This window comes from Enterovibrio norvegicus FF-33, assembly GCF_000286835.2.
In the GTDB taxonomy this organism is placed as follows: Bacteria; Pseudomonadota; Gammaproteobacteria; order Enterobacterales; family Vibrionaceae; genus Enterovibrio; species Enterovibrio norvegicus_A.
Genome location: NZ_AJYD02000013.1, coordinates 437,325 through 449,859 on the forward strand (window position 1 = coordinate 437,325; position 12,535 = coordinate 449,859).

Annotated in this window: 11 protein-coding genes; 3 read left to right on the forward strand and 8 right to left on the reverse strand. The window is 49.3% G+C overall.

Annotated elements, in window-relative coordinates; genetic code table 11:
• Positions 1-148: 148 nt before the first annotated feature.
• Positions 149-766 carry a recombinase family protein gene (locus A1OO_RS04325; RefSeq protein ID WP_017004731.1) on the reverse strand — a complete coding sequence of 206 codons (618 nt, stop codon included), beginning with the start codon at positions 764-766 and terminating at the stop codon, positions 149-151.
• A gap of 206 nt (positions 767-972) precedes the next feature.
• On the opposite strand from A1OO_RS04325, the gene A1OO_RS04330 reads away from it, so the two are divergent.
• Complete coding sequence (locus tag A1OO_RS04330; protein ID WP_017004732.1) at positions 973-1,266, forward strand: hypothetical protein; 294 nt, start codon at positions 973-975, stop codon at positions 1,264-1,266.
• A 208-nt stretch (positions 1,267-1,474) separates the two neighbouring features.
• On the opposite strand, the gene A1OO_RS04335 is transcribed toward A1OO_RS04330, so the two are convergent.
• On the reverse strand, positions 1,475-2,293 hold the full coding sequence (locus tag A1OO_RS04335) for a nucleotidyl transferase AbiEii/AbiGii toxin family protein (RefSeq protein ID WP_017004733.1): 819 nt from the start codon (positions 2,291-2,293) through the stop codon (positions 1,475-1,477).
• Positions 2,259-3,239 (reverse strand): type IV toxin-antitoxin system AbiEi family antitoxin, encoded by a 981-nt coding sequence (locus tag A1OO_RS04340; protein WP_017004734.1) that lies wholly within the window; start codon positions 3,237-3,239, stop codon positions 2,259-2,261. The genes A1OO_RS04335 and A1OO_RS04340 overlap by 35 nt, the downstream gene beginning before the upstream one ends.
• Positions 3,240-3,865: 626 nt before the next feature.
• On the opposite strand from A1OO_RS04340, the gene A1OO_RS04345 reads away from it, so the two are divergent.
• A complete protein-coding gene (locus A1OO_RS04345; RefSeq protein ID WP_017004735.1) occupies positions 3,866-5,437 on the forward strand; it encodes a cryptochrome/photolyase family protein in 1,572 nt (523 codons plus the stop codon).
• Between the two features lie 44 nt (positions 5,438-5,481).
• On the opposite strand, the gene A1OO_RS04350 is transcribed toward A1OO_RS04345, so the two are convergent.
• The 5 genes from A1OO_RS04350 to A1OO_RS04370 form a co-directional block, all read right to left on the reverse strand.
• Positions 5,482-6,438, reverse strand: coding sequence for a ChaN family lipoprotein (locus A1OO_RS04350; protein WP_017004736.1), 957 nt, complete (start codon positions 6,436-6,438; stop codon positions 5,482-5,484).
• Between the two features lie 94 nt (positions 6,439-6,532).
• Complete coding sequence (gene rlmA / locus A1OO_RS04355; RefSeq protein WP_017004737.1) at positions 6,533-7,387, reverse strand: 23S rRNA (guanine(745)-N(1))-methyltransferase; 855 nt, start codon at positions 7,385-7,387, stop codon at positions 6,533-6,535.
• A gap of 142 nt (positions 7,388-7,529) precedes the next feature.
• Complete coding sequence (speB, locus tag A1OO_RS04360) at positions 7,530-8,453, reverse strand: agmatinase (protein ID WP_017004738.1); 924 nt, start codon at positions 8,451-8,453, stop codon at positions 7,530-7,532.
• Between the two features lie 52 nt (positions 8,454-8,505).
• The gene (gene speA / locus A1OO_RS04365) at positions 8,506-10,428 is read right to left on the reverse strand and encodes a biosynthetic arginine decarboxylase (RefSeq protein WP_017004739.1); all 1,923 of its coding nucleotides are present in this window, start codon (positions 10,426-10,428) and stop codon (positions 8,506-8,508) included.
• A gap of 676 nt (positions 10,429-11,104) precedes the next feature.
• Entirely contained in the window at positions 11,105-11,611 is a 507-nt protein-coding gene (locus A1OO_RS04370; protein ID WP_016958501.1) for a YfbU family protein, read from the reverse strand.
• Between the two features lie 216 nt (positions 11,612-11,827).
• On the opposite strand from A1OO_RS04370, the gene A1OO_RS04375 reads away from it, so the two are divergent.
• A complete protein-coding gene (locus A1OO_RS04375) occupies positions 11,828-12,475 on the forward strand; it encodes an energy-coupling factor ABC transporter permease (protein WP_017004740.1) in 648 nt (215 codons plus the stop codon).
• The last annotated feature ends 60 nt before the right edge of the window (positions 12,476-12,535 follow it).

A 12,535-nucleotide genomic window follows, 5' to 3' on the forward strand; every position in this document is an offset into this window, starting at 1 on the left:
AATATGCTGTCATCACAGATTTCTAAAGGCCTAAATCAAGATACGACGAAAAAACCCTTTTTCTTCGCCTTAATTTAAATTCCAATAAAATCAGTGCCTTAACAATACCTCTAAAAAGATGGGTAAATTTTTAAAAGTGTAAGTAGTTTTATCCCGCCAAAATCCTACATACCTGCGATCGGCTGTAGCCGGTCGCTTCTGCAATCTCTTTCAGGCTTAAGCCTTTCTCTCTAAAGCTTCTCACTTTCTGGTGCCGTTCGGTGTCGGCTTGCTTACCTTTGTATTTGCCATTGGCCTTGGCGGTTTCTATGCCCTGGCGTTGGCGTTCCCGTCTTGTTTCGTAGTCCTTTCTAGCCATCGCCGCCATCAGCTCTATCAGCATGTTGTTGATGGCATCGAGCACGGCTTTGATGATCGGGTCATTGTGGGTGAGTGCATTGTTGTCGAGAGCCTGCCAACTGGTTGGTACGTCCATGCTGACTATGCGAATGCCTTTTTCCTCAATCATACGCTTGAGCTCTTTCCAGTCGTGGTCGTTAAGGCGGGTGAGGCGGTCGATTTGCTCAACGAGCAGAATGTCGTTTTCTTGCGTGTCGTTGAGTAGGCGATTTAGCTCAGGCCGTTCTAGTTGAGTACCGCTTATGTTTTCGGTGTAGTAGCTGGCAATGCGTTGGCCATGTTCGTTGATGAACTGCTCAAGTGTGGTTTTCGCTCGATCTGCGTTTTGTTCATCGGTGGAAGCGCGGAGGTAGGCGCGAATAAACATGGTTTGTCTCCCTGAAAGTGGCCAACGTCGCATTTAGGTGGTCGCAATAGGGAGTGTCGCATTTAGGTGGTCACATTGCCAGTTTTGATGTCAGGGTAGGGTGGTCGCGTTGGGGTATACCTATAAGATGATAACTATCAGCCCACTTTTGCTCTCTCTTTGTATTCGTGTAAATTGATGGATGCAATACATAAAGGAGTGTTGAAGTGGAGTGGTTGCTGTTCGTGCCGTGTTTGGCACTCGCGTTTGTTTGGTCAGAACGAGACTATCGGTACTATTTACTCAGTGCGTTTTACATTGGGTATGCGTTGTATCTGTTGTTTGGCGTCGAGCTACCCACACATTCACGATTAGGGCTGTTTTATATCGCGTTGCCGTCTATCGGCTTTCTTGGTTTTCTGTTTCCGTCTGCGGTTTCGGCCTTGCCGTCTTCATTGGTTCGTGTGACAGGGATAGCGTGTATTACTATCCCCTGGCTCGGTTTACTGCTCTTGTTTTAACTGTTCCAACAGTAAGGGAATGTCGACTTCTAATCCTTTCCCTTGAATGTCCTGAATTGGGCAGTCAGTCTGGGGTGTATTGCGATATGCTCGAAGGGGTGTTCAGTGAGTTAACGGAGCTGAATACTAGGCTTTAATGAGTTACGTAGTTTATGTAAATAAAGTAACTGGCATCACTTGCGTAAGTGATGCCTGTTTATTCTGGAGGTTATACCTGACACCCCAGCCAGAAGTCGGTGAGTAGCTGACTGACGCTGTCAACCTGAGTCCCTCGGTGGGTCGCTGTGATTGCAGCGATAAAGAGATCCTGCTTTTGGTCACGGAGAGTGAGAAGTGCCTCTGCGGTTGAAGCCGTGAGTAATGGCTTCAAGTCAAAGCCAAGCAAGTAAGCCCCTTGTCTTTCAACATCGTATCCGAGCGCTTCACCAGGAACGTAATCCTCCCATAAACGCCCGTCATGAATTTCGTGGTAGCGGCTGAGTACGGTGAAGAAATCCGTCGCATCTTTACGGTTTTCTGCCCCGCGTTCGAGCCAGGCTATCAGCTTCAAAAGTGCGAGCCCAGGCAGGGAAGCTACCTGAAAAGTGAGATCGTTCCAGGCCACGGTCAGAGAGGAATCATAGGCTTCCTGAAAACCGGACACCGACATCGTGATATCAAAATGCGGTGGCCAGGTGATGTCACCTTGTGAATCTGCCACTGCGCCGAACGGAATAAGATCAATCGGTAGCTGCGTCTTAGGCTCAGTTAATCGGTGTTCAACACGGGAGGGCTTTAAGCCAGCTGCCAGCAGCTTCTTTCTGGTTGCATGAAAAGCGTCCCAGCTGTCGACTAAAATGGCGGTATCAATATCCCGGGTGGCGCGGATTGGCGGGTAGCCATGAATACCGTGAAGCACCACATCACGGGCGGTGGCTCCGGCAATGAAATAAGGTACGCCAAGCCCGTTGATGATCCGCACCAGGTTATCAAGCGCATGCTCAAACTGCGGGTTAAGGGAGTGAGTGAAGGTGTAGGTATTGGCCATTTAAGATCTCTGCGGCTTCGCGGTTGCGACTATCGTTACTGGCCAGAAGCTCTGCCACGGTGAGCAGAACCTGAGCGGCTGTGTTTATACTTAGGCTTTTTCCCCAAAAAGGGGCAGCAATCAGGAGTTGCCCGTCAGTGGAGGGCCGAGCCTGAAGCTCGCGCATTTTTTTCTGTATCGGATCGCGAGTAAACAACCAGTATTCTTCTGGCTCAAGGTAATTTGTCAACGTTGCAGCGGCGACTTCTCCCCCCCAGAGATCTCCCTCTTCCAGTGTCATGGCTTGCCAGTGAAGCGGTGTTTTCACCCGAAAGGGGGCAAGTTTTTTTCTGAGCACCTGAGGGTATGCCGCCAGCCATTGCTGAATAAGGGTAGATCTATCCAAAAAGCGTCGGGACTTTTTGTCTTTGGGGATAGCCTGGATATCGATAAGGTACTTCAGTGTTTTACTGACCATCCCCAATGAAACACCGGACTTTTCGGCCATCACTTCATAGGGTTGATTGAGGAGTTTATCGTCAGCCAGCAGGGCAAACAGGCATTTCATGATCCCCACACTCAAGCTTGGGCGCGTATCCTGAGTATTTTCCCGTTTCTTCCCTTCTATATGGAGGAAAAAACCGGGCTGCACAATATGGGCGTTACCGGCTTCATCTAAATAATTGATGCCTCTTTCTTCGCTGTACTGCCGCAAGAAAGCGCTGAGTGGATTGCAGATCAGCAGGGTTTCACGTTGGCGTTGTGTTTGTAGAAAAGCATCCAGTGTCGCTTTGCGGTGAATACGTTTGATGTTCGCATCAAACGTCCGTGCTTCCCCTGCTATTTTCAGGGTCAGGGTAGCATCTACGCCAATGTCTCGCGCATCGGTGTCCTGATAATGGATGTCGGTGATCTCGATGTGTTCAGGCAGTGCATCCAATGCCTGACTCAATATCTGCTGTTCCATTTTTTTCACGATTTATGTATTTTCATGATTCATGAAATATATCACTGAGGTGATGTATTTTCCAGTTGGATACATATATCGTCATCAAAAATCGACTTAGTGTGTTGAAATATATGACTAATCCATCTCAAAAGGAAAAGGTAAGGATTGCCGCCATTTCAAAGTGTGTTCACCTTTTCTTGTGCAATGTTGCATGTGATTGAGCAGAGCAATTTTGATGAATAACTGGGAGTACGTAAATTTTAGTGAAAATCATGAAATGGACTATCACTTGGGTTGGCAAATAGAAATCTGAATATAACCGGAAATACCGAAGGGACAACACGCAATGGACAGCAAAGAGCAAACTGTATAAAACGCGCGTTACCCATGCTGACTTCAAGCCTTTTGTTGTCGCTGATAAAACCACGGTTGATTAATGCTTGGTTGTATTGCTTGCCTTTGTATTTGACATTGGCGGCTGCGATTCTTTGGCGTTTTGTTTATCGGTGGAGGTGCGGAGGTAAGCGCTACTATCTGGATGCTCTACAAAACAGTCAGTTAATAAACAAAAAGAACAATCCATTTATCATCAGGTTTCGTACCTATTCCAAATGCACTGATGCCTAGGACTGAGTGAGTACCCAATGACTGCGACCTATTCTCGATTACGTTTGATTTTGGGTGATCAACTCAATGCCAGTCACTCTTGGTTTCGTGAGCAAGATGACGACACCTTGTATGTCATCGCTGAACTGCACCAAGAAGCCAGCTATGTGCCTCACCATGTGCAAAAGGTGTGTGCCTTCTTCGCCGCCATGTCTGCCTTCGCACAGGCATTGCAACACGCAGGGCACAGAGTCTTGCACTTAACCTTGGATGACACCGCCCCTTTTGCAGATTTGCCCACTTTGCTAACCCATCTTTTCGAGAAGCATGGGGTAAGCGCGTTTGAATACCAATTGCCCGATGAATATCGCTTGAGGCTGCAATTGGCAGAGTTTGCTAACACGGCAAACGTTGAAGGCTCTGCGGTTGAAACTGAGCATTTTTACTTGTCTGAACAGCAACTCCGTCGTGATTTTCAAACGGGTAAAAAGCACCGTATGGAAGCGTTTTATCGCAAAATGCGGGTGCGATTTAATGTCTTGATGGACGGAGATGACCCTCAAGGCGGGCAATGGAATTTCGATGCGGACAATCGAAACAAACTCAAAGCGAAAGACATTGAAGATGTGCCGGAACCATTGCTGTTTGGTCATGATGTTACTGACATTCTCGCCCGCATCGAACGCCACAACATCAAGGTGATTGGAAAGCCTGACTCAAATCTACTGTGGCCGATAACACGCACGCACGCGAACGAATTACTGACTTTTTTCTGCCAGCATTGCTTACCCAACTTTGGACGCTTCCAAGATGCGATGACTGGGCAGACCGATGAGGAAGGCAAGCGCAAACAATGGAGTCTGTATCACTCAAGGTTGTCGTTTGCGCTAAACAGCAAAATCTTGAGCCCTCGGCATGTGGTGGACGCGGCGATTCATCACTATCACACGCGACCCGATGAAATCAGCTTGGCGCAAGTGGAAGGCTTTGTTCGCCAAATCATCGGTTGGCGCGAGTTCATTCGCGGGATCTATTGGGTGAACATGCCTGACTACGCCAATCTCAATAGTTTGTCCGCGACGCGTGATTTACCGTCATGGTTTTGGACGGCAGACACCAAAATGAGCTGCCTGAAACATGCGATCGAACAGTCACTCGATTACGCCTACGCGCACCATATTCAGCGTTTGATGATCACCGGTAATTTCTGCCTGATCAGCGGCATCGAACCTGCTCAAGTGGATGAGTGGTACCTCGGGATTTATATCGATGCGATCGAATGGGTGGAATTGCCCAACACGCGTGGCATGAGCCAGTTTGCTGATGGCGGCATTGTGGGGTCGAAAGCGTACGCAGCAAGCGGTAATTATGTGAAGAAAATGAGCGATTACTGCGGAAATTGCCATTATAAGGTCGCGAAAATCACCGAAGATGACGCTTGCCCATTGAACGCGCTTTATTGGCATTTTATGGATAAACACCAAGACGATTTTGGCGGCAACCCAAGAACCAAAATGGTGTATGCGAACTGGAATAAGAAGACTGACGAGCAAAAACAAGCGGTGTTAGACAAAGCGGCTCGAAGCCTACAAGCCATTGAGCAGTTATAGCGGGCGAGCCTGATGGGTTTGTACGCAGGCTCGCTGTTTAGCATCTAGGAGCAGCTAGGTTCGTTCCCACCGTTGTGTCGCATGCTCCCGATAGCATCCTGCATTTCTTTCTCTGATAGCCATTGCTCAGGCAGTGGGTTGACGACTAATCGATAATCTTTAACCTCGTTGGGCAGCGGCGCACCTTGGGTTTGCGGCGAAACAATGGCGATCTTGAGGCTGGGGTTTCGCGCCAAAATGCGGCTTGCGATACCTAAGCCATTTTCAACATGGAACGCGCCTGCAATGTGCATCACCTTGTTATTCGGGTTTTCTGCCAAAAATTCGACCATGCTTTCGGCCATGGTGTCGTCCCACGCGATTTGTGCCAGATACTGGTTATTGGTTTTCTCTTCGTTGCCGTGGAACATCACGGACAAGAATTTCTCTTTGTACGGCGAGGGCTCGCTCGAGAGGGTTTGTGCCACGTAGCGACGTTTCTCCGAAGGTAATGTATCAAGGTAGCCTTCCCCTTTAGCGGCGAGGCAACGCACGATCTCTTGCGTGGTATTCGCCGCGATAACAGGCATGGCATTGGTTTTGGCTATTTCAATCAAAGGGCGATAATCACTGGCATAGTTCGGCCATTTACCACTTTGGCTCAATAGCGCACTTTCCCCAAAATCACCTTGAAGATAGCCGTCAATCAGGCTTTGGTCTGGGCGTGAAAATTGCTCCATAGACAGCGCAGTGGCGGGATAACGCGCGGCGAGAGTAGAAAGCAATTGCGCTTGAAATAAGTGAATACCAGGATGGGTGTGCCATTCCCCCACCAATATGACGTCAGCGTCACTCAGTGCATTGGCAAGTTCGTTGAGCGAATAGGGCACGCCATTGGGAGATTCAATGCGGTAGTCGTAAAGCGTGCCCGTGGGGGCTGGGGTTTCTTTCGGCGTAAGTGGGTGACTGCAACCTAAAAGCGTCGCGAGAATGAATGCGGCGGAAAATGCGCGTATCGACATGAATTCGTGTCCTTGAATATCAGGAGATACGCACCAGTATGACGGAAAACGCGGGTGATTGCTTTGTTGCGTTATTCCCGCGTTTTTCTGCTTTTTAGGCTTTCTTGCGATAAACGCGCAGGGTGAAATCTGCTTCGCAAGCAAATTGCTCAGTCTCTTTCAACGTCTGCCACAACGCCTCAGGTGCTCGCCATGCAAACGGCGTCATTTGAAGCAATGTGGTTGCGTCTTCACTGTTGAGTGTCATTGGATAGGCAACGCTGTGCTCGGCTTCCAGTTCAAACCCCGGCAGATCTTCCACAGGGACATCATGAAGCTTCACGCCGTCATAAATACCCTCTTTGAGCTGATACAGGTGACGAGGGCCTGGCGTCACAGTCACGACCACGCCGTTGTCTTTGATGGTGCGCTGAAGCTCTTCACCGTTACAAGGTGCGTAGATGCGTACTACCGCGCTCAGTTGCGCGTCGGCAAAGGGTAGGCGTTGGCTTGAGGCGACCAAGAAATCGCATTCTGGGTAGCGTTTCGCTGCATGGCGGATCATCACTTTAGAAATATCCAAACCGACGACCTTTGTACCGCTCTGTGCCTCGGTATGACTGAGTGCATTGGCAAAATGGCTGGTGTAATAGCCTTCACCACAACCGATATCCAATAGCTGGCTGTATGTCTGAGACTTTCCCTCAACCATGGTGTGCTCAGCTAATAATCCTGTGAGCAAGTCGCATACCGCATCACGCATTGGCTGATAGTGACCGCCATTAAGAAATTGGCGACGCGCCTGCATCATTTCTTTGTTATCACCGGGATCTTTTGATCGCTTGTGCTGCACAGGCAAAAGGTTCACATAGCCTTCTTTTGCTACATCAAACTGGTGGTTGTTAGTGCATTTGTAAGTACGTTCTTTGAGAAAAAGCGGTTGCTGACACAGCGGACAAAGGTATGACATAGCGATGTTTCGGTCGGATTGAATGAGGGCAAAGGATACGGCGCAAGGCGCGTGGCATCAAGGTTTAATGAAAAGCGCCCGACAGTGCGAGCGCTTTCTTGGCTTTCTTTGGTGTGTTCATGCTCCAAAAAGAACGTGCGAACTACGCCTTCTTGCGGTTTGCCGCCCAAACATGCAGCAAGTCAGTCGCAATGGTAGCCGCAGCCAAAGACGTTAGTTCTGCATGGTCATAGGCAGGTGCGACTTCTACCACGTCCATGCCAATCAAGTTGATCCCTTGTAAACCACGAATGACTTTCAAGACTTTGTCCATGGTCATGCCGCCACAGACCGGTGTGCCAGTGCCTGGTGCAAAGGCAGGATCTAAGCAGTCAATGTCGAACGTTAGGTAAACGGGACGATCGCCAACACGCGCTTTGATCGCGTCAACGATTTGGTCTGCTGACCAGTCATTGGCCGTTGCCGCGTCCACCACTTGGTAGCCCAGTTTGTGGCTGTGCTCGGTACGAATACCGATTTGAATCGAGCTGTGTGGGTCAATCAAACCTTCGTTGGGCGCATGATAGAACATGGTGCCGTGGTCATATTGACTGCCCATGTCGTAGGTGTCTGTGTGCGCGTCAAAGTGTACCAGCGCCATTTCACCAAACTGTTTGGCGTGAGCACGTAGCAGCGGCAGAGTAACAAAGTGATCGCCGCCAAAGGTGAGCAGTGTTTTCCCTTCTGCCAGTAGGCTGGTGGCATGGGCTTCTAAGCGTTCGCACATTTGCGCTGCGTCGCCGAAATCAAAAACGAGATCGCCGCAATCGGCCATTTTGATTTCTTTGGTCAGTGAAAAGTCCCACGGCCAGCGTTTACCTTCCCAAGCAAGATTGATCGAAGCCTGACGAATGGCCCCTGGCCCCATGCGGCTGCCTGAACGCCCCGTGGTCGCCATATCAAATGGCACACCTGTGATGATAACGTCAGCGTCGCAACCGTGTGGTTGGAAAACCAATGGCTGACGAAGAAAACCGAACGCATTGGAATACAGCGAATAATCTGGGTAGTTGGCCAGTGTTGCCATGAAATAACTCCCTATCAAATACGAATTGCCCGCTGGAGCGGGCAATCAAAAATTAACGGTTTGAACGAATGTCTTCGAGGTAGGTGTAGCCATTTAGGCCCTCTGACAATTCAGCCAGAATTGCATCGTGCTCTTCTTCGGGCAAATGCTCTTTTACCATCTCTTCGTATTGCAGCAAGAACTGTGATGGGTCGAGATGTACATAGCGCAAAACGTCGCCAACGCTGTCACCACGCTCAATGGCTTCAATGTCGAAACCGCCTTCACTGCGGCTACGCACCACGGCGGTATCCGTATCGCCAAACAGGTTATGCATGTCGCCCAGAATTTCTTGATAAGCCCCCACTAGGAAGAAACCCATGCGGTAAGGCTCTTCGTCACGCCATGCTGGAACAGCAAGGGTACTTTCGATGCCTTGTCCTTCCACGTACTGATCAACGGCACCATCAGAGTCACAGGTGATATCGAGCATGACGGCACGGCGCTCTGGCGCTTTATCAAGGTTACTGAGTGGCAAGATAGGGAAGACTTGATCGATCCCCCATGCGTCAGGTAACGACTGGAACAAAGAGAAGTTCACGAAGAACTTGTCCGCCAAACGTTCGTTCAGTTCGTCCAACACAGGACGGTGCGCTCGGTTCTTTGGCGACATTTTGCGCGACAACTCGTAGCAAATACGTAGGCTGATTTGTTCTGCCCACGCGCGCTCGGCAAAGCTGACCATACCCATGGCAAACTGCATGTGCACTTCGGACAGATCGCTTTGGTTGTCATGGTGAATCTCGACCAATGAACGCTGATCGCCTGATTGGCTCAAATCTTTAAACGAATGCCACATGTTGTGCAAATTCTGTGGCGCGCTTTCAGCTGGCGCAAACACTTCTTCGCGCTGATAGCGTTCCACACCGACGACATCGGTAACCAACACAGCATGGTGTGCGGTCAGATTTCGGCCAGATTCTGAGATAATACGCGGCATTTTTATGTCGTATTCTTTGCAGACATCGCCGAGGGTATACACCACATTGTTGGCGTATTCGCGCAAGCTGTAGTTCATTGAACAGCTACTTTGGCTGCGTGTTCCTTCGTAATCGATGGCGAGACCGCCGCCCACGTCGACAGTGGTAATGCCTGCGCCAAGTTTGTGAAGTTCTGCATACACACGGGCAGCTTCGCTCACGCCGGAGCGTACATCGCGAATATTGGCGATTTGCGAACCGAGGTGGAAGTGAAGCAGTTGCAGTGAATCCAACATGTTGTGTTCACGCAGCTTGTCCATCACGGTCAGAACTTGCGAAGCAGACAGGCCAAATTTAGACTTTTCACCGCCACTTGCTTGCCATTTTCCTTTGCCTTGAGAGGCAAGACGCGCACGCAGGCCAAGACGTGGTTTCACGCCTAAGGCTTTGGCTTCTTCAAGCACCAGATCAAGTTCGGAAAGCTTTTCGAGCACGATGTACACTTCGTGGCCGAGTTTTTCACCGATGAGTGCCAGACGCACGTATTCGCGGTCTTTATAACCGTTACATACAATCACAGAGCTTGCTTGACGCGCCATGGCTAGCACCGCCATAAGTTCAGGCTTGCTGCCTGCTTCTAAGCCTAACTGACGCTGTTGACGCGCATATTGGCTTTTGAGAATTTCGCTCACAACGGCTTCTTGTTGGTTAACTTTGATGGGGTAAACCAGCAGGTATTCGCCGAGGTAGCCATAGTCAGCAATCGCATCATTAAAGTTCGCACACAGGCTGTCAACGCGGTGATGCAAGATTTCTGGGAAACGCACCAATACGGGTAGCGATGCGCCTTTTGCGATCAGCTCATCGGCCAGTGTCGATAGCCCGACAGTGTTCTCTGGACGTTTTACATCAGGACGAACAATCACTTCACCCTGAGCATTAATATCAAAGTACCCCTGACCCCAATACGGTGTGTTGTAGACATCACGGGCGTCATTAATAGACCAATCACTCATGTTCATTCCTCGGCGGTGATTGGGCACAAGCAAGTTCGCAGACCGCGGATAACGTCACGCGATCAACGGTAGCTTGTACCAAAGAAAATTATTGGATTGCGTTTAACGCAGGCAGACCTTATTCAGGCATCTGTAGCGAAAGATCAAGAAGCACGGCGTCCGCGCTTCGTGTTCGCCTTAACGATGCCCTTTTCCTGCGCGTATGCGTCGACAGGGTCTGGGGGCTGTGTTGCGGATGAAGAGTTACTGCGATGTCGCAAACGGGGGTCAGGCTAGTCGCCAGAACATGCGGTTTTGCGAAAGATTTCATTGCCATTCCTAAAAAGGCCGTGCTGCAGACAGGCACGGTATGACAGGGAACACGGCTCTTTTATTGTCAGCATTCATTCATTGGGAAATGCTGTTCAAAGCCCGGATACACCTCATTGGCATCATCTAAACCAGAACGGGTGCGTGGCGATTAGACAACCGTTTTACGCTCGGTGCAAATAAATTAATTTGCACGTGACGAGTGATTTGTTTCATCGAGTGGGTGGCCGAAGAGGTAGAGCAGATAGGGGGCGGATTCTCGTCTCATCACCTTCTGCTTCACAGCCTATTTGACTGTGGTGCAGACGCAATAATTGATACAAAAAAGCCGTTCAGGAGAACGGCTTTGAGCGAAAGCTTGTGAGAGTTATGCGTTCACGATTTGGCAAAGTTCATTGCCACAGAGGTGATACTGACGCGGACAGTTGCGCCATACAGTTAACATACGCTGATACTTCTCAAGCATCGGCATTTGGCTGTTGAAATGGTGCGAGCCTTTATCGAATTGAGGGTATAGGCCTTCAATGTCGGTAAGGAAACGAACATAGTTAACTAGATGTGCTTCTGTTGCTGCATCGAAGCCCCAGAACTGAAGGCGACGCTCATCGACATCGCATTCGCATCGTGTGCCAGCTTCTAACATGCGGAATGATTCTTGAAGTGCGTGGTGCATTTCCATGATATCAACCACCTGACGGCAGAGATCTTCAGACATATCGCCGAAGTCTTTATCAAGTTCACGCATTTGCAGCGCGTAACCACGTTCTACAATGGTTTGTAGACGACGGTACTTTTCCGCGTTTTGTGGTTCAAGTTGCGACATCAGCGAGTACTGATTAGATAGGATAAGACGCTGAGCGTGGGTCATTTCCATGGTATAGCCTCAAAAGATTAAAATTCGTTATCCAAACAGTCTCTTAATTGTCGTTAGTCGTGAGCATATTTGGCATTTCATGTGCCACAGATTAGCAGTTAGCACCGTGTGTTTTTTTGATCTCAACACAGGTTGGTGACGGTTTTTTAACTTGAAGCCTGTGTGGCGAATACTGCTTAAAATTTCGACCACAGCGGAACGTGTGATGGAGCACTCATGGTTTATTGGCAAGGATTGGGGGGGGCGTGTTTATTGGTGGCGCTTTGGTTTTGTTGGACGCCAGTCGCGTGGCAGAAAATGCATCAAGACAAAGGGTATCAGTATTTGGTGTTTGCGAGTGCCATGGTGTTGTTTTGCTTATGGGCGTTGAAAGCTGGGATCAGTGAGGGGCTCGATATTCATTTCCTCGGCATGACAGTGCTGACGCTGTGCCATGGCCCTAGGATTGCCGTTTGGATCAGTGTGTTCCCTTTGGCGTTAATGGTGGGGTTTGGCTTGTTGCCTTGGCAAGACGTTGGCCTGTATGCCTTCACCACAGCGGTGATCCCTGCTTTTGTTAGCTATGCGATATTTTGGCTTTCCTACCAGTATTTAAGTCACCATTTGTTTATCTATATTTTTGTCGCTGGGTTCTTAAATGCAGCGTTTACCCTTGTTTTTCATCTTTGTGTTGTATCGGCAGGGTATTGGATTTCAGGGCTGCATCCATGGGGAACCATTGTTGATAATTATCTGATCTTGGCCCTGTTGATGTGGTTCCCAGAAGGCTTGTTAAATGGAATGGCCGTGACTTTGCTGGCGGTGTACCGACCACATTGGCTGCGCACGTTTTATGACAAGGAGTATCTCTCTCCAGAGCGTTAGATGAGACATTAACAATACCTGAAAGGGATAAAAGTCTGAGGTTGCAGAGACAAAAAAACG

Excerpts from the sequence above, each read along its gene's own strand:
- A1OO_RS04325 (WP_017004731.1), bottom strand. The coding sequence starts at position 766 with ATGTTTATTCGCGCCTACCTCCGCGCTTCCACCGATGAACAAAACGCA.
- A1OO_RS04335 (WP_017004733.1), bottom strand. The coding sequence starts at position 2,293 with ATGGCCAATACCTACACCTTCACTCACTCCCTTAACCCGCAGTTTGAG.
- A1OO_RS04340 (WP_017004734.1), bottom strand. The coding sequence starts at position 3,239 with ATGGAACAGCAGATATTGAGTCAGGCATTGGATGCACTGCCTGAACAC.
- A1OO_RS04345 (WP_017004735.1), top strand. The coding sequence starts at position 3,866 with ATGACTGCGACCTATTCTCGATTACGTTTGATTTTGGGTGATCAACTC.
- A1OO_RS04350 (WP_017004736.1), bottom strand. The coding sequence starts at position 6,438 with ATGTCGATACGCGCATTTTCCGCCGCATTCATTCTCGCGACGCTTTTA.
- rlmA (WP_017004737.1), bottom strand. The coding sequence starts at position 7,387 with ATGTCATACCTTTGTCCGCTGTGTCAGCAACCGCTTTTTCTCAAAGAA.
- speB (WP_017004738.1), bottom strand. The coding sequence starts at position 8,453 with ATGGCAACACTGGCCAACTACCCAGATTATTCGCTGTATTCCAATGCG.
- speA (WP_017004739.1), bottom strand. The coding sequence starts at position 10,428 with ATGAGTGATTGGTCTATTAATGACGCCCGTGATGTCTACAACACACCG.
- A1OO_RS04370 (WP_016958501.1), bottom strand. The coding sequence starts at position 11,611 with ATGGAAATGACCCACGCTCAGCGTCTTATCCTATCTAATCAGTACTCG.
- A1OO_RS04375 (WP_017004740.1), top strand. The coding sequence starts at position 11,828 with ATGGTTTATTGGCAAGGATTGGGGGGGGCGTGTTTATTGGTGGCGCTT.